The sequence below is a fragment of the Psychroserpens burtonensis DSM 12212 genome, assembly GCF_000425305.1.
GTDB classification, from domain to species: Bacteria; Bacteroidota; Bacteroidia; order Flavobacteriales; family Flavobacteriaceae; genus Psychroserpens; species Psychroserpens burtonensis.
The window spans coordinates 69110-93126 of the sequence record NZ_AUDE01000022.1 but is presented as its reverse complement, the minus strand read 5'-3'; the positions used below and the strand labels follow the sequence as shown (position 1 = coordinate 93126).

22 protein-coding genes are annotated in these 24017 nt (G+C 32.7%); 7 read left to right on the top strand and 15 right to left on the bottom strand.

Going from position 1 to position 24017, the window contains the following annotated elements:
- Window positions 1-131: 131 nt before the first annotated feature.
- The 7 genes from H593_RS21540 to rpe all read left to right on the top strand — a co-directional run bounded on the left by H593_RS21540 (window position 132) and on the right by rpe (window position 4244).
- Window positions 132-389: an RNA polymerase sigma factor gene (locus tag H593_RS21540; protein WP_342663085.1), complete on the top strand. Its 258-nt coding sequence runs from the start codon at window positions 132-134 to the stop codon at window positions 387-389.
- 126 nt (window positions 390-515) lie between these two features.
- Window positions 516-686, top strand: coding sequence for an RNA polymerase sigma factor (locus tag H593_RS21535; RefSeq protein ID WP_342663084.1), 171 nt, complete (start codon window positions 516-518; stop codon window positions 684-686).
- Window positions 683-886: a hypothetical protein gene (locus tag H593_RS0110720; protein WP_028872454.1), complete on the top strand. Its 204-nt coding sequence runs from the start codon at window positions 683-685 to the stop codon at window positions 884-886. Before H593_RS21535 ends, H593_RS0110720 begins: the two co-directional genes overlap by 4 nt.
- 119 nt (window positions 887-1005) lie before the next feature.
- On the top strand, window positions 1006-1608 hold the full coding sequence (locus H593_RS0110715; protein WP_037052073.1) for a hypothetical protein: 603 nt from the start codon (window positions 1006-1008) through the stop codon (window positions 1606-1608).
- A gap of 387 nt (window positions 1609-1995) precedes the next feature.
- The gene (locus tag H593_RS0110710) at window positions 1996-2370 is read left to right on the top strand and encodes a hypothetical protein (protein WP_028872452.1); all 375 of its coding nucleotides are present in this window, start codon (window positions 1996-1998) and stop codon (window positions 2368-2370) included.
- Between the two features lie 90 nt (window positions 2371-2460).
- Window positions 2461-3324 (top strand): sigma-70 family RNA polymerase sigma factor, encoded by an 864-nt coding sequence (locus H593_RS0110705; RefSeq protein ID WP_028872451.1) that lies wholly within the window; start codon window positions 2461-2463, stop codon window positions 3322-3324.
- Window positions 3325-3581: 257 nt separating this feature from the next.
- Entirely contained in the window at window positions 3582-4244 is a 663-nt protein-coding gene (gene rpe / locus H593_RS0110700) for a ribulose-phosphate 3-epimerase (RefSeq protein ID WP_028872450.1), read from the top strand.
- Here rpe and H593_RS0110695 read toward each other — a convergent pair.
- From H593_RS0110695 to H593_RS0110625, 15 genes are all read right to left on the bottom strand, one after another.
- Window positions 4241-6568, bottom strand: a complete 2328-nt coding sequence (locus tag H593_RS0110695) for a GumC family protein (RefSeq protein ID WP_028872449.1) — start codon at window positions 6566-6568, stop codon at window positions 4241-4243. The genes rpe and H593_RS0110695 overlap by 4 nt on opposite strands.
- 2 nt (window positions 6569-6570) lie before the next feature.
- Complete coding sequence (locus H593_RS0110690) at window positions 6571-7332, bottom strand: polysaccharide biosynthesis/export family protein (protein ID WP_028872448.1); 762 nt, start codon at window positions 7330-7332, stop codon at window positions 6571-6573.
- A gap of 91 nt (window positions 7333-7423) precedes the next feature.
- On the bottom strand, window positions 7424-8521 hold the full coding sequence (locus tag H593_RS18960; RefSeq protein WP_051229702.1) for an MraY family glycosyltransferase: 1098 nt from the start codon (window positions 8519-8521) through the stop codon (window positions 7424-7426).
- A gap of 117 nt (window positions 8522-8638) precedes the next feature.
- Window positions 8639-9739 carry a non-hydrolyzing UDP-N-acetylglucosamine 2-epimerase gene (gene wecB, locus H593_RS0110680; RefSeq protein ID WP_028872447.1) on the bottom strand — a complete coding sequence of 367 codons (1101 nt, stop codon included), beginning with the start codon at window positions 9737-9739 and terminating at the stop codon, window positions 8639-8641.
- A 24-nt stretch (window positions 9740-9763) separates the two neighbouring features.
- The gene (locus tag H593_RS0110675) at window positions 9764-10462 is read right to left on the bottom strand and encodes a WecB/TagA/CpsF family glycosyltransferase (RefSeq protein WP_028872446.1); all 699 of its coding nucleotides are present in this window, start codon (window positions 10460-10462) and stop codon (window positions 9764-9766) included.
- Window positions 10452-11672, bottom strand: coding sequence for a delta-aminolevulinic acid dehydratase (locus tag H593_RS0110670; protein WP_245585038.1), 1221 nt, complete (start codon window positions 11670-11672; stop codon window positions 10452-10454). The genes H593_RS0110675 and H593_RS0110670 overlap by 11 nt, the downstream gene beginning before the upstream one ends.
- The gene (locus tag H593_RS0110665) at window positions 11647-13785 is read right to left on the bottom strand and encodes a bi-domain-containing oxidoreductase (protein WP_028872444.1); all 2139 of its coding nucleotides are present in this window, start codon (window positions 13783-13785) and stop codon (window positions 11647-11649) included. The genes H593_RS0110670 and H593_RS0110665 overlap by 26 nt, the downstream gene beginning before the upstream one ends.
- Window positions 13785-14951: a glycosyltransferase gene (locus tag H593_RS0110660; protein ID WP_028872443.1), complete on the bottom strand. Its 1167-nt coding sequence runs from the start codon at window positions 14949-14951 to the stop codon at window positions 13785-13787. The genes H593_RS0110665 and H593_RS0110660 overlap by 1 nt, the downstream gene beginning before the upstream one ends.
- Entirely contained in the window at window positions 14938-16071 is a 1134-nt protein-coding gene (locus tag H593_RS0110655) for a glycosyltransferase family 4 protein (protein WP_028872442.1), read from the bottom strand. Before H593_RS0110655 ends, H593_RS0110660 begins: the two co-directional genes overlap by 14 nt.
- Window positions 16031-17194 (bottom strand): O-antigen ligase family protein, encoded by a 1164-nt coding sequence (locus H593_RS0110650; protein WP_147231297.1) that lies wholly within the window; start codon window positions 17192-17194, stop codon window positions 16031-16033. Before H593_RS0110650 ends, H593_RS0110655 begins: the two co-directional genes overlap by 41 nt.
- The gene (locus H593_RS0110645; RefSeq protein WP_157588824.1) at window positions 17191-18279 is read right to left on the bottom strand and encodes an ATP-grasp domain-containing protein; all 1089 of its coding nucleotides are present in this window, start codon (window positions 18277-18279) and stop codon (window positions 17191-17193) included. The genes H593_RS0110650 and H593_RS0110645 overlap by 4 nt, the downstream gene beginning before the upstream one ends.
- Window positions 18269-19417: a CapA family protein gene (locus H593_RS0110640; protein WP_028872439.1), complete on the bottom strand. Its 1149-nt coding sequence runs from the start codon at window positions 19415-19417 to the stop codon at window positions 18269-18271. The genes H593_RS0110645 and H593_RS0110640 overlap by 11 nt, the downstream gene beginning before the upstream one ends.
- Window positions 19418-19421: 4 nt before the next feature.
- Window positions 19422-21068, bottom strand: coding sequence for a glucosamine inositolphosphorylceramide transferase family protein (locus tag H593_RS0110635; RefSeq protein ID WP_028872438.1), 1647 nt, complete (start codon window positions 21066-21068; stop codon window positions 19422-19424).
- Between the two features lies 1 nt (window position 21069).
- Window positions 21070-22983: an asparagine synthase (glutamine-hydrolyzing) gene (gene asnB / locus H593_RS0110630; protein ID WP_028872437.1), complete on the bottom strand. Its 1914-nt coding sequence runs from the start codon at window positions 22981-22983 to the stop codon at window positions 21070-21072.
- Between the two features lie 3 nt (window positions 22984-22986).
- Window positions 22987-24012 carry a sugar-transfer associated ATP-grasp domain-containing protein gene (locus tag H593_RS0110625; RefSeq protein ID WP_028872436.1) on the bottom strand — a complete coding sequence of 342 codons (1026 nt, stop codon included), beginning with the start codon at window positions 24010-24012 and terminating at the stop codon, window positions 22987-22989.
- Window positions 24013-24017: the final 5 nt, after the last annotated feature.

The following is a 24017-nucleotide window of genomic DNA, read 5'->3' as shown; positions in this document are numbered from 1 at the left end:
TACTAAATTACAGACCAATTAGAAAGTTTAATTATAATAACCCTATTGAAGTCCTAAATAATAAGTGTGTTGCACTTATGGGTTGAACTCAGCACTTAACGGTATCAAATAATTTAGAACAAAAAATCTATTTGGATTTACAAACGATAATAAAAGCCTGCAAACGTGATAACTTGAAGGCACAAAGTCAATTATACAAATGCTATAAGGATGACCTGTATCTTTTATGTTTAAAATATTGTAAAAACAAAGAAGAAGCACAAGACAATCTTCAAGATTCTTTTCTTGAGATTTTTGATAAGATGAAATCATATAAAGGCACTGGCTCATTTGAAGGATGGATGAAACGCATTACGATACACAAAGCCATAGATAAGTATAACAAATAAAAGACCGTCAATATAGAAATCAATGATGTTATTTTAGAGGATATAACTATTAATAATGAAATTCTAGAATCTATCTCTTTAGATGACATATTAAATCAAATACAAGAATTACCAACAAGGTAACGTATGGTTTTTAGCCTCTATGAACTTGACCAATATGCGCATAAAGATATTGCTGAGCTATTACATATTAGTATCAATACATCAAAGTCAAACCTTCATAGGGCAAAACGACTATTAAAACAAAAGAGACTAGACATACCCCCTTTACTATCTAAAACAAACATTAACAAATGAAACATATTCAAAATTTAGGATCTGCCTTAAGAAGCAAACTTGAAGACTTACAGAGTAGTCCTGATGATTTCGTTTGGAATGCTATAGAAGAAAAACTTAAGAAGAAAAGAAGACGCTTACTATTTTGGTATTTCACTTTTGGCCTTGCTCTATTGGTACTGCCTCCTTTGTATATCGTACGTTTAATAGCAACGCTATAAATGGTTTAAAACATTAAGAACAAAACATACAAATAGTTACGCAAGAAGAGGCTTTAAACAGCGTAACTGATGCGAACTTTAGCGATGGATATTCTATTAAAAATAACGATAGTAGTCATTTGGACGACAAAATAACACCTACTAAAAAGGACTTATCAAATGATCACTTTTCATCAATTGAAGACTCATTGACTACAAAAAAGTCATCAAGTATAAAGACAACCAATGCTAAAAATTCACTCACTTCTATTGTTTCTTCAGAAAAGCAAAAACGCGACAACTCTAATCTAAAGCAGAAAAAAAGAGATCAAGGAATAACATCTAATGATTTATTTAATACTGACACTAAAAATTCAAACATTGCAGATAACCATAATTCAAAATCAGTACAGACAACAACTAAAAAGGAGGAAAGAAGTAGATTGTCCAATAGAAATAAAGAGAAAGTATCAGATGCTCGAACAAAAATTGAAGATGTTGTTTTAGATATTTCCGAAGAAAAAATTAAAGACGCTCTAAAAGAGACCAAAAAAAGTAAAGATAGCTTGACTAAAAAAGAAACGAGATGGAGTATCAATCCACAATTAATCGTTTCAAATTACGGTGCTTTTAATGCTAAAACTAGCGATAACGCCTCTACTAATTATGGGCTTTTATTAGGATTAACAATAACCAATAACAGCTTTTTAAGATTTGGTGTTAGAAAATTGGATCTCATGTAAACCGTCGATAGTATCTCTAATAATATTCGTTATTTGGAGTTCCCTTTGGAAGTAAAATACTTTTTTAGAAACAAAAAACTCAATCCCTATATCACCGGGGGTCTAAGTTATTTTAAGTATGAAAACAGTCATTCTGAAAACTCAATTAGTCTAGAGTATGGTGATAATGTCTCCTTAAATTTTGGCCTAAGACTAGAGCATAAATTGATTGACAGGCTTTATATTAATATAGAATCAAACTTCAGTTATCAAATAGAACCGGTAACCACAACTATTGATTATACACCTTATATTTTCTCAATAAGTACTGGGATTGATTATAGGTTTTAAACATAATCACGCCCCAAACACTTGCGTATGTCGCAAATTTTCCCTATTATAATAGTTATGATACAAGCAGACAAAGAGAAATACAAAGACATTTTAGACCACTCAGTGGAGTACTTAGAGCAACGCGGTTTTGAAAATATCAAAGCAGATACCGAAGGCTATGAAAGGCCAAAATCTTATATTAAAAAAGGGAGTAATATTTCTATTACTCCAGATATAGTGGCGATTAAAGAGGGAAAAAAGCATTATTTTGATATTAGCCTTAAAAGCGAAAAACCAAAACTATTAAAATCTAAATGGCTATTTCTTAACACGTTGACTGCTTTAAAATCTTCACATTTTAGATTAATAACGACCAGAGGTCATTATAAATTTACCGCCGAAATGCTTGATGATATTAACCTTAACAACAAAAAATTAATCAAAATTTAAATTATTTTAGTTTTCTTGTAACATTTTGTGTGCTTATTACGTATAACTAAGTAGTATTTATATTTACCCAAATTTAAAGCACATAATTAAATGAGACAACTTAAGATTACAAAGCAGGTTACGAACAGGGAAACCGCGTCTTTAGATAAATATTTACAAGAAATTGGAAAGGTTGATTTAATTACTGCAGATGAAGAAGTTGAATTGGCTCAACGTATCAAAGCAGGAGATCAATTAGCATTAGAGAAATTAACTAAAGCTAATTTACGTTTCGTAGTTTCTGTTGCAAAACAGTATCAAAATCAAGGTTTAACCTTACCAGATTTAATTAATGAAGGTAATTTAGGTTTAATTAAAGCTGCCCAACGTTTTGATGAAACTCGTGGTTTTAAATTCATTTCTTATGCTGTATGGTGGATTCGTCAATCGATTCTTCAAGCACTTGCTGAGCAATCACGTATTGTTCGTTTACCATTAAATAAGATTGGATCTATTAATAAAATCAATAAGACCTTTGCTTTTTTAGAGCAAAGTCATGAACGTCCGCCAAGTGCAGAAGAGATTGCCAAAGAATTAGACATGACCATTAACGATGTTAAAGAGTCCCTTAAAAATTCTGGCCGTCACGTATCTATGGATGCACCGTTGGTTCAAGGAGAAGACTCTAACCTATACGATGTTTTGCGTAGTAGTGAATCTCCAAATCCAGATAGAGATTTGTTACATGAATCTTTGCGTACAGAAATTGAACGTGCGTTAGAAACCTTAACACCTCGTGAGGCTGATGTAATTAGATTGTATTTTGGTCTTGGTAATCAACATCCCATGACACTAGAAGAAATAGGAGAAACGTTTGATCTAACTCGTGAGCGTGTGAGACAAATTAAAGAAAAAGCGATTCGTAGATTAAAACACACATCTCGAAGTAAAATATTAAAAACATATTTAGGCTAGTAATAATGATCTATAAGGACTAAATTGCAACAACAACAGTTACATAATATAACTGTTCGTTTTTTGATTGATGAAAGAACCCAGAGCTGATTACTCTGGGTTCACTTTTTCTAATAAGATCCTTTAAAACGTTATCCATCCTTTTTTATCTTGTCTTCGGAAACCTTACTTTCTAAAATTCTATATCTTATTATTAGACATTTATAAAAAGCATCTTTTTTTAATTATCTTTGAATCTCATAATTTAAGATAATAACATGGCTCAAAAATTAATTGCACCTTCAATGCTAGCTGCCGATTTTGGCAACCTTCAACGTGACGTAGAAATGGTAAATAACAGTGACGCAGATTGGTTTCATATTGATGTCATGGATGGACATTTCGTACCAAACATATCTTATGGTATGCCAGTAATACAAGCCATTAAAAAACATGCAACGAAACCTTTAGACGTGCATTTAATGATAGAAAAGCCTGAGCGTTATATTGAAGAATTCGCAAAAGTAGGTGCCGATATTATTACTGTACATCACGAATCAACAGTCCATTTACACAGAACCTTAAGACAAATTAAAGAGGCAGGCTGCAAAGCTGGTATCGTACTGAACCTAACAACACCAGTTTCGGTACTTGAAGATATCCTACCGGAGTGCTATATGATTCTATTAATGTCTATTAACCCTGGTTTTGGTGGCCAGAAATTTGAAGACATTACTTATAATCGCGTAAAAAAATTACGTGCTATGATCGATGAGCGAGGCTTAGAGACACGCATAGAAATAGATGGTGGTGTTACAGATAAAAACATCAAACGATTAGTAGACGCTGGTGCCGATGTGTTTGTTGCAGGCAGTCATGTTTTTAAAAGTGACCAGCAAACAGAAACTATAAAACAGTTAAAAGAGTTAGCTAATAGTTAATTCTTAGTGCCATAACCATAGTTGTAACCATAGTTGTAACCATAAGATTTATTATGACCAACGCCATTGATGACATAAGCCATATTTTTAAGCTTGCCAGATTCTGATAAATCCTTGGAGAACGCTAGTAGCTTTTTATCTGTAAAACTTGCTCTTGCTATATAAACAGTAACATCAGCAAGGCTTGAAATTAACATCGTGTCTGTTACCAAAATCGTTGGTGCAGTATCCACAACAATATAATCATAAATCTCTTTAGCCTCTTTAATGAGCTCTTTAAATCTTCCGTTGGTCAATAAACTTGAGGGATTAGGAGGAATACTTCCAGATAAGAGTATATCATGATTTGGATGTTTATCAAACCCTTTAACGATATTCTTTCTCCAATCAAAAGAAGCCTCGTGCAAATAGTTTGACAAGCCTGCGCTATTTTTATCAATTTTAATTTGAGAATGTATCTGAGGGTTTCTCAAATCGGCACCAATAAGTAATACTTTTTTATTGAGACTAGACAAGGCCAATGACAAATTAAGACTGATGTATGTCTTTCCTTCTCCTTTAATAGTTGACGTACAATAAATGACCTTACCTTTATGATCCTCGGAAAGCGGAAGCATATAATTCACATTTGAACTTAAAATTCTAAAGGACTCTGCTAGAATAGATCTATCATTAGGATTAATAAATAGGAGACTTTCTTTTTTCTTCGTATCAGGAATCTCCCCAATTAAAGGGATTTTAGAATTCAATTTAGCCATGTCTTCTTTACCATGCACCTTAGTGTCCAATATAAAAATAAGATATAGAAAACCAAATGGAATCAAAAATCCAACAAGAATACCACCAGCATAAATAATATTTGATTTTGGTGAAATTGGATTTGTACTTGAAAGTGCATAGTCAACCACTTTAATAGAGGGTTCAGTTATAGCTAAATTGATAGCTGCTTCTTCACGCTTCTGCAATAATAAAAGGTATAAGCTTTCTTTAATTTTTTGTTGACGTTCAATTGCTCTTAACAATTTTTCTTTTCTTGGTATTTGAGAGACTTGACCAACAAACTTTCTATTTCTACCTCGTAATTGGCTTCGAGACACTATAAGTTGTTGATTATATGAGCTAAGAGATTTTGTAATATTAGATTGTAAATCATCTATTCTAATTTGCGCTAATTGAACTGTTGGGTTATTTGCACCACCACTACTTGCCAGTTTATCTCGGACAAGAATTGCTGCATTGTATTCATTAATTAGAGAGTTAATGCTACCGCTTTCAATTCCTATATTAGTTGGCAGAAGTCCCTCTTTATTAGAGTTTATAACACCTTGCAGCGACTCAGCAACCGCTAATTGGCTTTCAATTTGAAATACTTCTTCGTCAGACTTTGAACGTTGCAGCAAACCTAACTCTACATCAGCAGCAAGGTTAACAAGATTGTTATTCTGTTTAAACTCTTTTCTATCAATTTCAATAGAATCTAACTCCTCTGCCAGAAATTCAAATCGGGCATCAATAAACTCCAAAGTTCGTTTAGAAACTAATTGCCTGTCATTTATTCCATCCCTATTAAAAACATCCATTAAGGTATTTAAAACCCATTCTGAGCGCTCTTTACTTTCGCCCTTTATTGTCATTTTTAACAAATCACTCTGCTCCCCAATAGATTCTACCTTAATACTAGATTTCAAACCCAATACTGCACTTCTAAGAGTTCCAAACTTAATAACAAATCTCTTACCTATTAAATCTCTTAATGATTGTTGATTTTCAGTCTTAATTTGAAATGGCAAATTATTATTAACCTTAAATGAGTTATGATTAGGAAAATTAAAACTTTTTTCGGTTTTAGCATTGGTAATATCAAAGCCTTTATCTGTTACTTCAATGACGTAGGTTAATGAATTAAAAATACTATCTGGCTGAATTATTTGCTCATAATAAAAGGGAAGTGCGCCTATTTGTGTCGTTTGAATAGTTCCTTCTTCATAAAAACGAGAGTTCAGTTTTAGCTCTTTCGCTACTTTTTCTAAAATAAGATACGATGTAAGTATTTCAATTTCATTCTCTAAATTAATATTAGTTCTTTTAAAAACAAAAGCAGATGTAGGCAACTCTAGACCATCAGATTCATCTAAAATTTTCATTTTAGCTGTGGTTTGATAAATTCTGGGAGCATATCTAAGATATATATAAGCACCAATAAATGCCATCAACAACGTTAAAAGAAACCATGGCCAATAGCGCACGTATTTATTTAACTCTTGCTTTAAATCTAAATTATCCTCATTTGAAAAGGTAGTTGATTTATTAATTGAAGGTTCCATATTTAACGAGATAATAAAATAATTGAACTTAAAACTAAAGAGGCTATAGTAAGCACAGTACCTATATTTGTAACAAAACCAGCATTCTTAACTCTAGGATTATTTTGGTTTACAATAATAACATCATTAGGCTTAACATAATAATACTGACTATTCATAAACTCTACAGATGTTAAATCGATGTGTGTTATTTTTCGAATACCATCAACATCTCTTGTCATTATAATATCATCTCTCTTTCCATTAATAGTTAAATCACCTGCATAGCCTAAAGCCTGGAGTATTGTAATATTTTGCTCAGTAAAGTTATATGTTCCCGGAGCATTAACTTCTCCTAATACTGTAATTTTTGCATTAATTAATCTCACATCAATAGTAGGATTATTGAGGTGCCCACCGTCTTCTAGTATTCCTTTTATTTTTTCTTCAATTTCTAGAGTTGTAAGATTAGACACTTGAATTTCACCAAGAATAGGGAAATTAATATACCCTTTATTAGACACTAAATAACCTTCCAATTGTAATAATTGAATATTATTTACTGGAATATCACCAAAAAGACTTCTGTTATAAGGAGCAGATGCTTGGGGTATTAAAGTTTCTATATAGACTTTTAAAATATCATTAGGTTGTATTGTAGCACTCTGATAAATAATTTCAGATGTATCTGCACTCTTAGCATCTTGTAGATACAATATATCTTTTTTTGAGGCACATGACGAGACCACAAAAAGTAATACTACTAGTAAAAACTTAATTTTCATGTTTAATTAATTAATCAAGGCGCAAATATAACCTATTTAAAGCAATCACAAAGGCGTACTCTATGTGTTGTTATCTATGTCTTGAATATTTTTAAGGGGTTTTATTAATTCTTCTTTTTAGCAAGAATGGCAAATAGTACAACAAAGATCCATAAAGAAATAATACACCTATTTGAGTGTTCAGGTTTAAGTGTAACATATTAAAAGCGATAATGATTATAATTAAGTTTATCAAGACAATTGTTAAAGTAGTTTGAACATGAGTATATCCACTTTGAATAAACCGATGATGAATATGGTTTCTATCTGCCTCAAACGGACTTTTCTTTAATACAAAGATCCTAATAAAAAATATTCTAAACGTATCCATTAACGGATAAAATAACATAGATAATGCCAATGCTGGAGAAGCTCTGTAAAAACTAGAATTAGCGTCAAGTTGAGATTCAGAAATAAAACTTATGGTAAAAAAGGCTATCAAAAACCCTAATATCATAGAGCCCGTATCTCCCATAAAAATTTTATTCTTAGACGAAAAATTAAATCTCAAAAAAGCGACTAGGGCTCCAATTAAAGCCACAGATATTGTAGCCAGACTAAGTGCTCCAGTATTATAAAAAAGCACACTGAATACAATGCTAATTAATAGAGCAATACTTCCTGCCAGTCCATCAACACCATCTATTAAATTGTAAGCATTGATTATTAAAATATAAACAAAAAGAGTAAAACCAATTGACACCCAATATGGAAGTGTATATACATCTAATATACTTGAAAGCCCTATAATTCTTGTATCTGTAAAAACGATTAATAACAATGCCGCAAAAATTTGACCTAAAAATTTACTTCTTGGAGACAATACCGTCAAATCATCTTTTAAGCCAAGAAAAAACAAAATCGTTATTCCTCCCATGACTAACAACATCACTTTTGTGTTCAACATGGCGCCTGTAATGGTCATCACAACTACCAGGCTAAAGAAAATACCAATGCCTCCTAATGTAGGTGTTCGCTTGGAGTGCATACTCCTGCTATCTGGCTCATCCATAAGGTGCTTTCTATTCGATATATAAATAATGGTAGGAAACGTTCGAAAAGCAATAAAAAAAGCGAGTATAAACGCACTAGTTAACCACAAAATAGAATTATTTTCTGGACTAAAATTCTCAAGTAAATTTTTGATCATGAAGAGTCAATGTAGGTTAATAGCGCCTTGTTAATAACGGTCGAAAGGTACGAAATAAATAGAAACAGATTATTTTATATACAAAATTGGTGAACTAAATCAAGTAACAACTAATGACTAACTCCTCGACAGTGTTGAGTTCATAACCTCAACAATTCTAGTTGCCGTATGCCCATCCCATAATGGAATATCTTGACCTTTCTTCCAATCACCAGCAAACAAGCGCTCTAAATATAATTTGATATTTTTAGGATTAGTACCAACCAATTCATTAGTTCCAAGTGTGATCGTTTCTGGTCTTTCCGTATTGTCTCTAAGCGTCAAGCAAGGAACTCTCATTATGGATGCTTCTTCAGTAATCCCACCAGAATCTGTAATGACAGCTTTAGACCGCTCTACCAAATAATTAAATTCTAAATAACTAAGAGGTTCAACCATGTGAAGCCTTGAATGACTCACATCAAGTCGTTCTAAAATTTTAGCAGTTCTAGGATGTACAGGAAATACTAATGGCACATCTTCTGTATGTGCAGCAATCTCATCAATCATCTCCTTCAATTGAGACTCCTCATCTACATTTGCAGGTCTGTGTAAAGTCATTACGATATAATTCCCTTCGGAAAGTTTAAGATCTCCCCAAACTTGAGGTTGTTTGAAATTTGGTCGTTGTTTTAACAAGGTATCGATCATTGTATTTCCGACGAAAAAAACATGCTCTTCCTTAACCCCGCTTTTTCTTAGGTTCTCATTTGCAGTTTCCGAAGTTGTAAAAAAGTAATTGGTAATACTATCGGTCACCAATCTATTAATTTCTTCTGGCATTGTCCAATCATCAGATCTAATTCCGCCTTCAACATGTGCAACTTTCGTATGTAATTTTTGAGCTACCAAAGCACTAGCCATCGTAGATGTTACATCCCCGACGACTAATAATAAATCTGCTGGATTAGCCATCAATTCTTTTTCAAAATTAATCATAATATTTGCCGTCTGCTCCGCTTGAGTACCTCCACTACATTCTAAATTCACATGTGGTTCTGGTATTTCCAATTGCTCAAAAAAGCTTCCAGACATGTTTTTATCATAATGCTGTCCTGTATGAACCAATCTATAATCTATAAGCATGCCTGCTTCTTTTGATTTTTGAATCGCATGAATGATTGGTGCTATCTTCATGAAATTTGGACGAGCTCCTGCAATTATTGTTACTTTATACATATTGAAATTAAATTGAAAAACGGATTAATACCGATTTAAATGCAAGTTAACGAAAAATCTTACTAAGTGTATTTGACGCTTTATTCTTGATGGCTGACTGAGTAATCTATACGTCCATTCCATATTATGAGTCACCCACCATTTTGGTGCCCGTTTTACATGACCTGTATAGACATCAAAGCTTCCACCCAAACCTAGATAAACTGCTTGATGGGATTTTTGAATGCGCTCCATTAAATCCTCCTGTTTTGGGGAACCCATGGCAATGAAAACGACCTCTGGACTATGTTTTTTAATATCGGCAATTAAAGTTAATTCTTCAGCTTCAGTTTTGATATAACCGTTTCTATAGTTGCAAATGTTAATCCCTTCAAATTGAGATTTTAGTTGATCAATCGTCGCTTCAATGATTTCTTGTTGTCCACCTACTAAATAAAATGATTTTGTCGTATAGTAATTTGAAACCACATCCAGCCAAAGCTCACAACCCGGAATTTTGACCACCTTAGTAGCCCCTTTTTTTTGCAGTGCCCAAACGGCTCCAATACCGTCTGGGTAGCCAAGATTTCTATTGATAAGGGATCGACTGTCGTCTGTAGCATGTAATATTTTTTCAGCATTTACGGCAACCATAATCTTATGGTTATCAAAAGCATACTGCATCAATTCTTTTCTAGATGTTGGAGCAAAAGTCATCACTCCATTAAGTGATTTAGCTTCCATGAATTGTTGGTTTTGTTTCTAATAAAAAATGAGCCATCGCATTAAACATGAATGCATTACTCCACCTCATATACGCTATTTTTGAACTCATCCCTTTTTTTAACTGATAGTAAAAATAGCCCTTTTTATGTTGCATATTAGCAACTGTCCAATCCAAGACTTGAGTCAATAAATCTTCATTGTCTTTAAACACATTTAATTTTGACAACGTCACAATAACTTGAGCAGGACAATGAATGTCTATTGGATAAGTTTGATTATGATAATATTTCGGCATCCCATTGGCTTCAAAAAAATGCTCTAGATAATAATCTGTACCTTTTTTTATATAACTCTGAAATGTAAAATCTCCGGTATTTTGCTGATACGTTTCAATGGCATCGAGATTAAACCCCGTATGAAAACTGTCTTTCCAAGACTGCACTGCCAATAAACCGTACACCCAAGAACCATCTGCATCCTGTAAATCACAAGCTGCTATAATGGCTTGCTTAGCCAAATCTGCATGCTCCTGATTTTTTGTGTACTTATAGGCGTAACTTAAAATCTTAGCACCTAATAATGACGCATTAATTACCGTATTATTCCCATCTTTGATACTATAAGAAAAGATAATCCCTTTGTCATGTTGTGTTCTTGACAAATCCCGAGTCACGAAATCTGCTGCTGATAATGTTTCTTTTAAAACCGAATTATCTTTTGTAATCTCATAGCTTTCTAACAAAGCCTCAACACTAAAACAAGTCGCTACAACGGTTGGTGTGTGTTTTTCAAACAAAAACAAACGTCTTGCTTGCCAATCAAAGTTATAACCCCAACAAGAACCAGAATATCCTTTTGACCTCAAACTTAACAACAACGAAGTGACTTCTTTTACTTTATTAAGCAACGCTTCTTTTGTACCAAAATCCTCGCAGCCACTTTGAGCTAATTGATATAATTTACAATAGCCTAATAAAAATAAGGCTACCCCTTTAGCATTATGCTCTTTAGGCACTAATAACAGTTTCCTGAAATTTATCGGACTTCGCTTAAACCCTTGAATCCAAGCCAATCTTGCTAAATCCCAATGCTTGAAAGGCAATGCTTGAAAAACCTTTGAGTTCATCCCATCATAAGGATCCCAACCTTTATAGTTTTCGGCTTCGCAATACGATTTGAGTTTTAAAAAACTATTGTCTATTTTAGATTTCAACTTGCGCTCCTCCACGTTTTATAGATTCTAATACTTTAAAAGATGTTTTAGTCACTGCAACGACCTCCTCAAAAGAGATTGGTGCTTTTCCATCAGATAATAATCCGTTGACGAAAGCAACCACCATTTCTTTTTGGCCTTTATTTTGATTGAAAAGTTTCTCTTTTTTAGGCTTCCCTTTTCCGTAGATTTTCAACTCTTTAAAATCATTAAGTGTTGCAGATAGTCCTGCAGAGAACACCTCAACATACTCCTTAGTCATAGATTTTGATCCGTTAGCATAATAAGCCACAACACCAGAGGATCCGTTTTCAAACTGAATCAAAATATTTAACGTATCATTTAATTGATGCGCATCTGGTAATGCCGTAGCAGAAACTTTAGTTGGTAGGCTTCCGTTAAGATAGGTTAGGTAATCAATAAAGTGACACACCTCGCCTAACACGCGTCCACCTCCTATTTCTAAATCCTGAATCCAATTATCTCCCGGAATAACACCTGCATTAATACGATATAACATGGTCATTGGATGCTCTCCAATCGCTTTTTTTAATTTCTCAGTTAGTGGAGAAAAACGTCTATTAAACCCTACCATAACCGCTTTATTGGCTTTGGATTGTGCTTCAATTATAGCTTCTAATTCAGATTCTAAAAGACATAATGGTTTTTCTACAAATACATTTTTATTAGCTTCTAAACTTTTTAAAACATAAGGTCCGTGAGAGTCGTGACGTGTCGCCACAAATACCGTATTGGTTTTATCATCTAACACATCTGCTTCTTCTGTAGCGCAAAACTGAAAGTTAAATTTCTCAGCCACTCGCTTCGAAGTCGTTCCTGTATTGGTCAACACACCTACGCGGCCAACCTCATCTGTGTCAGGTATATTTGGCAATAAATTTCCTTGCGCATAACTTCCTGCTCCTATAAATGAAATGTTGATTTTTCCTAGTGTATCGATTTCCGAAGTAGAAATCTTAGTTTTTAAAGCCGTTTTTTGAGTATCATATCTTAAAGCGATTCCAGTAAAAGGTTCCGTTTTAGAAACGACTAAATCAAAAGCTGATTTTGCATCTTCAAACTCAAACTCATGTGTGGTTAAATACTCAATATTGATGCGGTTGGTAGCGATTAAATTTTGAAACGCTTCCATGTTTCGCTTTTCGGTCCAACGCACATATGGCAATGGATAATCAATTCCTTTTTCTTCGTAGTTTAAATCGTAACGCCCAGGACCATAAGAACAGGCCATCTTCAATTCTAATTCTTTACGATACCAAAACGGATCACGATCAAAGCCTGTGGGTACAGCGCCTAAAACGATAACCTTTCCTTTTTTACGCACTATAGCTCCTGCAAAATTTATAGGATCTAAACTAGAGGTTGCTGCTGCAATAATCACTGTATCTGCACCATAACCGTGGGTTGCGCTTTGGATTTGTTCTTCGATTCCAACGGCATTTCGGGTCAATCCTAAATCTACTACCTTATTAGCAATGGCTTGTTTTACTGCGGCTTCGGAAATATCAACGCCTATAACGGTAACGCCTGATGCTTTTAATATTAATGCGGCTAATTGACCTAGCAAGCCTAAACCAATAACCACACAAGATTCCCCTAAACGAAGATCTGCTTGACGAACACCTTGCATAGAAATGGCACCTAAAGTATTATAGGCAGCCTCTTTTAGATTGGCACTGTTCTCTAATTTAACGCAAAGGTTGATGGGTACTGATACGATTTCTGCATGATTAGCATATCCTGCTCCAGCACATGCGACCTTATCTCCAACTTCAAATTCTGTAACTCCTGCGCCAACTTCTATAACTTCTCCAGCACAACTATAACCCAAAGGAGAATAGGCATCTAGTTTTTTTATGACTGCTCTATAGGTTTGAATTGGCCCTTGCTTTTTAAGCGTATCAATCACTTGCTTTACTTGCTGCGGACGTTCTTTGGCTTTACCAATTAAGCTTTTTCTAGCAGCTACAACTGTAGAACCTTCGGTTCCTGCACTAATTATAGAATAGTGGTTTTTAACGATCACCATCCCTTTACCTAATTGTGGATAAGGAACATCTTGTATAACCATATCGCCAGACCCTAGCTTTTGTGTGAGTTGTTGCATTATGCTATCATCTCTTTAATTTTTTTATGTAAAATATCTCTTGAAAAATTGTCTCTTATTGAAACAACTTGATTCTTTTTTGTCTGAATATCTGAGGTATTCAGACGCTGTAAAAGTACATCCAAATCTTTTGAATTAAAATTACATTGCCAACCAATTTTATTTTCAACCACGAAATTTGAACTATCGTTATCTCCAAGAACAATAATAGGGAGCATTGCTGCCATGTAATCAAATATTTTATTTGGTATTGACGATGTAATCATTGGTAAAACTCCAATATCTTTATTCTCTAAATAATACATCATCGCCTTTCTTTCTATTTTCCCTATAATTTCAATATTAGTAATTAGGTGTGCATTTATGTAATTAATAACTTCATGGTATCGTTCTCCTGTTCCGTCTTCACCAAGTATTGTTAAATGCAGTTTGTCATTGTTTTTTAATACTTCTAGTATAGGCATAATATCAATTTGATGCTGTAACTGTGCGACACAAACCATTTTCACAACACTACTTTCTTTATACGCTTTTAATGTAACATCAGACCATCTTTCATTTTCCCATCCTAAAGGCACAAAACTAGATGGTGTTTTTTTCGCATATCGTCTAAGCCACAATCTAAACGAAGGTGCAACGTGTAATGCTCCTGTATAGTGCTTAAGTGACGGTTTTAAATATGTATTGCAATAGATTTCAAAGACTCTTTTCTTTCTTTTATTTTTAATTTGTAAGGCATCTGGCCAAATATCTTGAATATCTAAATAAATTTTGACACCTTTTATTTTTTTTAACAGCGCCATGAAAAAAATAAGCTCCACTGGTCGTGAAGGAAGTAGTATTTTATCCTGTTTGGAGACCTTAAAAAGTAACATAACAAATAACCGAACTGAAAATAGAAAATTTGACAAGACGCGTCTTGGTGAGACGTTGGTGTAATATCCTAAAACATTCAGGACTTTAAGTTTGTAACCTAAGTTTTGAGTAGCTTCATCAACTTCGTACTTTGAAAAAAACCTTTTTTCAGCATGATAAAAATTTGATGTGTAATAGATGACCTCTTCGCCTTCTTCAACAAAAAATTTGGCCATATTGGGAAACCTATTTCCTCGTTTTGTGAGTACAGATTCTGTTGGCCCTATTAAGTATAGCTTAGGTTTTTTCAATTAACTCTATGTATTTAGCTTCAAAAAGCTTTGTTGTTTTATTGATATCAAATTCCTCAGAATAGCGTTCTGCATTTGCAACTCTATTTTTATTAAAAGATTCATTATCTGCACAATACCGCAAAGCGTTCAACAAATCGTTACTATCCTTTACATTGACAAATAAACCATTTTCTTTTGGAATGATTAAATCTGAAAGAGCTCCAACTCGCGTTGTAATACAAAACAAACCAGAAGCTAATGCTTCTAATAAACTGTTTGGGCAACCTTCGGTATAAGAAGGCAGTGCATAAATATCATGATTGGCATAAAGTTCAAACTTATCTTTCCCCGTAATTCTACCTAAAAAAGAGACGTTTTTCAATGGAACGTTATTGTGTTTCAATATTTCTTTTAAAGCATCTGTATATCCCGTTTTGTTTTCATGACCTACAATTGTAAAATTAAAACGATCTAATTCCTCATTTTGATGAAGCAAGGTAATCGCGTGTATTAATTCTTCAATCCCTTTTAAATTTTGAATTCTCCCAAGAAACAACACATTAATCGTTTTAGAATTTGAGTTGCTTTTAGGTTTAGCAATTTCAGTTATATCAATAGCTGTTGTTGTTACCATAACATGACTCGACTTGTTTGGATTGAGTTGCAACAAATCATTTTTAAAAGATGAGGCTAAAACAACTTGCAAAGTGTTTTTCTGAAATACCCAATTAAACAAGCCTCTAAGATTTGGTTTTTCATACAACGTATTATACGTTGGTAATTTCCAGCCTCTGTAAAATACCACTACCTTTTTTCCTAAAAATTTTGCGAATACAACTAAAAGGCCATCTCTAATTAATGGCACTGGAATTAGTGACGGACTTACTTGAACAATTTTGATTTTGCGATCAAATATGAGTCTTAACACAAATATAATCACATCGAACACATAGTACAATGGATATAATAGCCGCTTTAAAACAGGATAATAAAACAAATAAGCTCTTGAGCCAATTGAACCGTGTTTTAATGAAATGACATCGGATTCAAAATGCTTGAAGACTAAATTATAATAATTAACTACTCCGCCTTCGTGATTAAGCGGATTCGTCAATATAAGTACTTTGTTTGATGGCATCTCTTCTTAATTGTAAGTATGGCAGTAAAGCAAAAAAATAAATTGCATCTTGAGTTTTAAACATACCTGAATAAAAATTTACTAATACGAGTATAACGAATAAAGACAAAATAATAGATGAATTCTTCTTATCATATTTTCGAAATGAAAAATAGAATTTTATCACTTTGATGTAAAAAATTAAAATCAAAGCAATACCAATAATTCCATGATTATAGAGAAACCCAAATATATCACTATGTGCATGTGTTCTACGTCCAATATGTCGGTGTGAATCTTCTTGATTTCCAAAACCAATAAAATGTCTATCAGAATAATACCAAGCCTCGTATAATCTTGTGTACATTCCTACGCGTCCAGAACCAGCTTTTTCATTATCAGGATCAAATTGTTCTTCACTAAAACGCTCTTCTGTTGTATCCTTTTGATTTTCAATAATATATAATCCCGTGAAACCTAAAGCCAAAAAGATAATCAACCCTGTCGCTAATTTTTTAAAACTAAAATCATTTTTCAAATTCCCGAGATAATATACCAAATTCCCTAAAGCAAAAGCGATCATGGCTCCTCTTTTAAGCGTTATAAGTATCGCTAAAGCTGAAAGAACTACAAAAAATTTATTTCTCTTATAGCCTTCTGTACTCAATAATACTAATGGATACATGAACAACACCAGATATGAAGCCACATTATAATCTGTTTTAATATAACCTGTTATAAAGAACATGATAGTAAATACAAAAGCAACGAGGACCACCTTTTTTATAACATCTATGAAATCAATTAATGTGAAGACATTTAAATAACCGTAAACATACAACACATTGATTCCTAAAATCCAGAATAGCATTTTAGAATAGATCCAAAAGCCTTCAAAAAAGTTTCTATCCGTAAATAAATACAAGAATAAAACGAACGCAAAGAGCAAGAAATATTTAAAAAATTTGAACTTTTTTATGATATTATAATGAAGGATATTCTCCTTCACAATAAGCACCAACATTACCAACCTTAACGTTCTTGATATATTTAAAACTAAAGCACTATCAAGTAATTCCGAACTCAAGTCGGTGATAAGCAACAGAGGAAATCCCCATTTTATGAGAAATATTAGTAGTTTCAATTGTTATTGCCTTTAATCATTTCAATAAGCCTAAGGTTACAGAGGTTGTTTTTGCAAAATTCCCCTTTTTCAAAAACCCAAGCTTTGGTATTCTCATCAAAAGTTAACCGTCCTGATTCACCATCAATGTTCAACAATTCCCTATCATCTTTTTGACCGAAATAAGGTTGAATTTCATTGATTAAACATTCTCCTTCTTTAGTTATAAAGACATCAATATCTACATACTTAAAATCATATTTATCAGTAACTTCTTTAACAAGGTTAAGACATTGCTCAGGAGGCATTCCATATCCGAAATTTTGCGACCCACTGTGAAATTCTCCTGATTTAAGCTTTTCAAAACCAAAATAATAATCGCCTATTCTTATAATCCGCCATTCTTTAACATCTTCTAAATAATCTTGTAGAATAACAAAACCGTGTTCTTTATCTAATTTGTGTTTTCTATATGTTCGTATTCCCTGATTAAAAACTCGATTTGATATTTTTCTCATTTGGTTTTTGTTATAAATCAACTTAACTCCGGAAGAACCAGAACCTATACTCGATTTATACACTTTTGGGAAAGAACAGTTATTAGAAAAACTTTGCAATTCATTAAAATCATAAAAGATTTCGGTTTTTGGATGTGGAATTTGATTGACTTTTAACCATTCTGTGGTTCGTAATTTACTTTCCCATATCCAAAGAGAATTTGTATTTGGAAAAATTTTTACAAGATTCATATTTTCAATTAATCTTATACGATTATCAAACATGTCTTTCCAAGGCGCGTACTGAACAGAAGGTCTTACCACTAAAAAATCTAAATTGGATTCTTTGATGCTCTCTAACCAATCACTAGAAAACAAATCAATTAATTTATAAGATATCTTAAGTTCTTTGCATGCATTAATATAGAACCTATGTAGGAACCATCTCTCTTTCACTATGCCGATAACAATTTTTGAAGACTCAAAGCACTCTTCTTTACAATCATCAAAATGACCTAATTCTTTGTATACTTGCCCTTCTCTTTTGTAAAAAAGATTAAAATTATAATACAAGAACTTCTTAAGAATTAATATAATTTTACTTTTCAAGATGTTTACGTTTTAGTATTGTTTGAAGAATTTCTTGATGTGTTTCGCATGTTAAATAGTTTTTTAAAACTAGTTTTCTCTTATTATTATATATAGTTTTCAAAAAACCTGTTTTTTCATTGATTTTTCTGAGCAACCTACCATTTCCATTCAATACACTTAAATAAGTATCTTCGAGAGAAGCAGACAGTTTTCCCCATTCATCAGTAACAAAATTAGGGCTACTTGACATTTTTTTACTTAAACTTGAAATAGAATTTAAATACGTTTCGGATTCTTGAGAAGTCATTTTTCTTATACCAACTCCATTACTGTTTAAACTATTATGGACATAAGGTATAAGTTTATATTCAAAAGCATTGTTTTCATTGATTTGAATATCGATTAAAAAACCTTTATACAACCAATTTCTTTTGATTGGCCATGGGTCGAAAACAAAATTACCTTGACCATAAAAAACAACGCCATCAGCATGCTCCTCATAAGCACCGCCAATGTGAGAATGTTGGCAAACGACCATATTGACACCTTCTTCTAAAAAAAACTTACACAACTTTTGCTGTTTAGGTGTTGGTAATCTATAGTTTTCTTTTCCTCCATGATATAACAAAATGATAAAATCACTTGTCTTATTTATCTCTCTAATTTTTTTAACAAAATCAATAATATCCAATGGATTCGCGCCCCCTGAACTGCGAGTTGCCACATTGAATTCATGTTCAGAATATGATAAAATTGAAACAACTTTGTTTTTAATTTTTTGACGATAAGGTGTACTTGCAGAATCTAGAGAACCACCAGCACCACCAAAATCAATTTCATAGTCATTTAACGCTTTAGTCGTTGAGTTCAAACCTTCTATTCCATGATCTAAAATATGGTTATTGGCTAAATTCAAAAAAGAAACATTCACATTCTTTACAGCATTGAGAATTTCTTTTGGTGAACCAAATACAGCGCCACTTTTCTGAATTGGAGTTTCTTTTTCAATTAAAGGAGTTTCAAGATTGGCTATGGTAAAATCTGCACTTTTAAAATCATGTGCTAAATCTCCCCATATTATATTCTCTTTCCCTTCTGTAAAAAAATCTACGTCTCTTTCTGTTGGTTTTATGTCACCACCGATTAATATTCTCATATCCTTAAAAAATACGTTTTAGGGTATCAAAACAGGTATAAATCTGATTTGAACTTAAATGATGTAATCCTATCATTTTACGATCGAAGTTAGGATGAACATCCATAACTTTATTGAACGTAAAAGTCTCCTCTGTAATGTTCTCTATTTCTTTGACTTCTAAAGATTTGCCATATCGATCATAACCGAACTTTTGAGAAATTAAAAGATTCTTATCTCCATCTGAAACATACCCTCCATTTCTGCCTCCATTCTGAAACATGATTGGGTTTTCGGTATGAGGCTCCCAAACTTGTGTCAATGGCGTATCTGCATAGAAACATTCTAAAATTGAATTGTGCTCACTAGAATTATAATTGCTATTTGTAAACAGCCAATATTTACCATTAATATAATGCATTGTTGTATCTACAGCATCAATATTTGAAATCAAATTATATTGATATTCCCATTCTAAGGGGAAATTAACACATTTATATAGTCTTATTGACTTATCACTTGAACTTTCGGGTATCATAAATAATTCATTTTCAAACTCAAAGATAAATGGGTAAGATAAATGAAAATCTTCTTTTATCACAGTGCCGATAATTTTGTATTCTTTGTTCGAAATAATTTCTACTGCACTTATGATTGCTTTTTTTTCTTTATAGGAATAATCTTCTAAAAAAATCACATCTCTATTATTGTATGAAACTACAAATGGGTCGGCAAAAAATCTTCCTTTCGGATTTATAATTCTTGTTGCCTTTCGCATACTAATATCACTATAGTTTCCTTTGATATAATGTACTGACCATTCGTCTTTTAATCCTGTAATTAAATTTACTGTTTTCTTTGCTACGTTTTTTAGTAGCAAATATTGATACTTGAGCGTTTGATGAAACTCAGGTATTAAGTAGAGTTTATTATCAAAAACTTGAGAAGTTTCTGTTTTTATTTGATGGCCATCCTTAATTTTCAAAACTAGAGATAACATATAAGAATAACTCTCATTCTTAATATTATAATAATTATACTGCCAAAACAATGCGTTAGTTATTGTGTTTCCTCTAAAGCAAACATCGCCACCATCTAATCTTTCATTCAATATTTGGATAACAAAACCTGTTGACGGTTTTTTTAAATAAAGCTCCCAAAACCCTGGTGGACCTCCTCTGTTCCATCTATTGTCCCCGTGATGAAAAGAAAAAACGCCTAACCTAGAAGATGATAAAATTCCTCCTTTAAATATACCAGGTGTATTGACTCTTAATAAAGCATCTAGATTTGTCTCCTTTATTTTCTCAATATCATCGTTGCTCAATCTAACGACTAAACCACTTTTAGAATAATTTCCGTGAACATTAATGACAGACTCAAAAGTAAAATCACCTAATTGAAAACTTTTAAAATAATCATCATCATTTACTAAGCGTTTCAATAATTTTGATTCTATCCGAGATTGAAAAGTAAAATATAGCTTACTTATTAAGCCATAGACACCATTATATTTTATTTGACGCTTAAGTTTTTCAGTAGATGAAAACTCAATACCCTTTGCATTTATGTTGATTAAAGATATTTCAATGTCGTTTTCTAGAAGGCTTTTTATTAAATTGTATTGATGAATTGAAACCTTATTTGATGATATTAATAATCCTATTTTCATGTTATTTCCTATCTAAAAATAATTGTGCCCAAGTTTCGAAAGCAAAAAACATCCATAAGTTTTTTAAATCACTTTTAGAAAATCCGTTATCCTTTTTGTTCCAAATTTTAGAAACCTCATTATAATCAAATACGCCTCTAGTTTTTATTCCAGGCATTAGTTGATCCTCAATGAGTTCATTCATTTTCGTTTTCAAAAATAAGTCTTTTACAGGCAATGGGAATCCACTTTTCTTTCGGTAAACGAAATCGTTATTAAAACGTTTCACTGCAAGTTCTTTTAAGATATGCTTTGTATAGGCGTTAGACTTGTTCAAATGTCTTATATCAGTGCATTTTTTAACTAATAATTCGCTGGGTAAACTCGCCACTAATTCCACCATGTTTTTATCTAAAAACGGCACCCTGTTTTCTACAGAATGCGCCATAGTCATTTTATCTTGTCTATTTAACAAATCGACCATGTATGTTTTCAAGTCGTAGGCAGATGCTCTTTTAATTAAATTACCCTCCTTTGGAAACAACTCTTTTCGTTGCCCAATCACGCGCTCTATATCTTTACCAACACTAAACGTGTTAAAATCCTTTAAACTTAGGGCAGAACTACTCATCACAAAGAAGTCTTCAGGCGTTTGACCTAAATCATATTTGTTTTGAATTTTACTTCCAATAATTGGAACTTTAGAATACCTTTTGAGATTCATGTTGTATCGACAAGACAAATCATGATATCTAGAGTAACCTCCAAATAATTCATCTGCCCCTTCTCCACTCAATAAAACAGTCACATTTTCTTTAGCTCTTTCAGCAAGGCGTTTAATTCCTAATGTGTTTGGAATACTTATAGGTTGATCTAAATGCCAAGTCGCTTTAAAAAAATTTTCAAAAGCATATTCGTTAGAATACTGATATCTATGAGAATCTGAATTAGTATGATTCGTAACGTAATTTACAAATTCTTCTTCTGAATATTTTTTATCTGAAAACACGATAGAAAACGTGTCCATATTAGCATTAAAGAATTCACGAGCATAGCTTGTTACTAATGAAGAATCAATACCTCCTGACAATTGACAACCAACGAGAACATCACTCATTAACTGAGATTTGATACTGTCTTTAAATGTATTATCAAGCAACTCTAAAGCGTCATTTAAATTGATATCCCTTTCATCAACCATCTTATAAGACCAATATTCTTTGACCTTTACATCTCCTTCAGTAATCTCATAATAATGCCCTGGCGGAACTTGCTTGACATCTTTATACAATGTTCGATCATGAGCGCAATATCTAAACAACATATATTCATCGAGATGATTTGTATTGAGCTCTGCTTTAAATTCGGGATGCTCTGTGAACGATTTTATTTCCGAAGAAAACATCAAAACACTTGGTGTCTTGTATATGTAAATTGGTTTAATTCCAAGTTGATCTCTAACAATAAAACTTTTCCTTTGTTTTAAATCAACAATGATAAATGCGAACATTCCGTTAAGAAGTTCTAGTGTTTTATTAATACCGTATTCTATATAAAGATAAAGTATCACTTCAGAATCTGTTTTACTTTGTATAGGGTGGCCTTTAGCTATCAAATCATCTCTAAATGATAATGCATTATACGTTTCGCCGTTGTAAGCCAAAATATAATTGCCGCAAGCAGATATCATTGGTTGATGCCCTTTTTTAGAAAGATCTAAAATGGATAGTCTATTAAAACCTATTCCTGCGTGAAGGTGGCTAAACTCTGAAGTTTCACCATCAATAACATTCACTTTAGGGTCCTTAAACAACGAAAAACCAACCATTCCTTGATCATCGGGACCCCTGTGCACCTGTATATCTGTCATTTGCTTAAGCACGCGACTGTTTAATGGTTGGTTATTTAAATTTATAAAGCCAGTAAAGCCACACATATATTATATGATTTTATGAAATTTATAGAACGCTTTAATACGCTCGTCTGTTAATAATGGTTCATGACCTTGAAGTACATCTGGATCAGGATGATGATTACCTTCTATAGCAACAAGACCTTTGTTACTAATTACAAAATCCCAGCCTATACATTTTAGCATTGGTAAGCTATTAGCTGCATGTACTATTTCTGTAGCAATAGATCTCCAATCAGGTATAACTGTACCTTCAATTTTTATATTAGTATCTGGATGATGCGTATAGCGTTTGTGTTCTTTAGTTTTAGGATGTCTAGTGCAATCGCTTAATTGCCCAGTTTTCAAATCTATTGACGCACTCAGACCGCCTTTTGTAAAATTATCTTGTGGTGCAGAGTCTGCAACTCCAATACGTTGCACTGCCCTTGCTATATAAGCTTTGTTTGTTTTTGGGTCTATTAAAGTTATAACTCGCATAGTGTTGACAGACGTTTCATTTAAAGATTTCGAAAAAGCGCTTGGTTCTATAAATTCAGTAAATATATAATTGTTTAAAGTTTTAAAGAATTCAAGTAATTCTATAGAGTTGTATGTTGCTATATTATTTAAAAGAAACTGATTATCGTTTTCCTTTTTGATAATATAAACACCTTTTCCGCCTCCACCCGATACTGTTTTCACGACAAAAACATCAAAAACGTTAAGTAAGATTTCTAATGTTTTATCGCTATTAGAGGAGAAGTGACCACCTACAAAAATGCCATAGGTTTCAGGTACTTTGATGTATTTACCAACACAATCAGAGAAAATCAATTTATTGGTTAACATCTCATTGAAAGGTTCATTAATCCATCTCGCCATTGAAGTGTGATAATCGCTTAAATAGTGTTTGTGATTATTTTTATCCAATTGATAAAGCACATGTTTTTCAGCTAAAAATCCTTTTCTCCACAAGCTAATTTTCTTAAAAAAAGATAGTGGAAATCTATCTCTCAAATCCTTTTTAATAATATTTAACTTGGCTCTATATTTATAGTAAGTAAACTTCATTGGCT

What these genes read in the sequence shown, in the direction of transcription:
- H593_RS21535 (WP_342663084.1), top strand. Translation starts at nt 516, where the DNA reads ATGGTTTTTAGCCTCTATGAACTTGACCAATATGCGCATAAAGATATT.
- H593_RS0110720 (WP_028872454.1), top strand. Translation starts at nt 683, where the DNA reads ATGAAACATATTCAAAATTTAGGATCTGCCTTAAGAAGCAAACTTGAA.
- H593_RS0110710 (WP_028872452.1), top strand. Translation starts at nt 1,996, where the DNA reads ATGATACAAGCAGACAAAGAGAAATACAAAGACATTTTAGACCACTCA.
- H593_RS0110705 (WP_028872451.1), top strand. Translation starts at nt 2,461, where the DNA reads ATGAGACAACTTAAGATTACAAAGCAGGTTACGAACAGGGAAACCGCG.
- rpe (WP_028872450.1), top strand. Translation starts at nt 3,582, where the DNA reads ATGGCTCAAAAATTAATTGCACCTTCAATGCTAGCTGCCGATTTTGGC.
- H593_RS0110695 (WP_028872449.1), bottom strand. Translation starts at nt 6,568, where the DNA reads ATGGAACCTTCAATTAATAAATCAACTACCTTTTCAAATGAGGATAAT.
- H593_RS0110690 (WP_028872448.1), bottom strand. Translation starts at nt 7,332, where the DNA reads ATGAAAATTAAGTTTTTACTAGTAGTATTACTTTTTGTGGTCTCGTCA.
- H593_RS18960 (WP_051229702.1), bottom strand. Translation starts at nt 8,521, where the DNA reads ATGATCAAAAATTTACTTGAGAATTTTAGTCCAGAAAATAATTCTATT.
- wecB (WP_028872447.1), bottom strand. Translation starts at nt 9,739, where the DNA reads ATGTATAAAGTAACAATAATTGCAGGAGCTCGTCCAAATTTCATGAAG.
- H593_RS0110675 (WP_028872446.1), bottom strand. Translation starts at nt 10,462, where the DNA reads ATGGAAGCTAAATCACTTAATGGAGTGATGACTTTTGCTCCAACATCT.
- H593_RS0110665 (WP_028872444.1), bottom strand. Translation starts at nt 13,785, where the DNA reads ATGCAACAACTCACACAAAAGCTAGGGTCTGGCGATATGGTTATACAA.
- H593_RS0110655 (WP_028872442.1), bottom strand. Translation starts at nt 16,071, where the DNA reads ATGCCATCAAACAAAGTACTTATATTGACGAATCCGCTTAATCACGAA.
- H593_RS0110640 (WP_028872439.1), bottom strand. Translation starts at nt 19,417, where the DNA reads ATGAGAATATTAATCGGTGGTGACATAAAACCAACAGAAAGAGACGTA.
- H593_RS0110635 (WP_028872438.1), bottom strand. Translation starts at nt 21,068, where the DNA reads ATGAAAATAGGATTATTAATATCATCAAATAAGGTTTCAATTCATCAA.
- asnB (WP_028872437.1), bottom strand. Translation starts at nt 22,983, where the DNA reads ATGTGTGGCTTTACTGGCTTTATAAATTTAAATAACCAACCATTAAAC.
- H593_RS0110625 (WP_028872436.1), bottom strand. Translation starts at nt 24,012, where the DNA reads ATGAAGTTTACTTACTATAAATATAGAGCCAAGTTAAATATTATTAAA.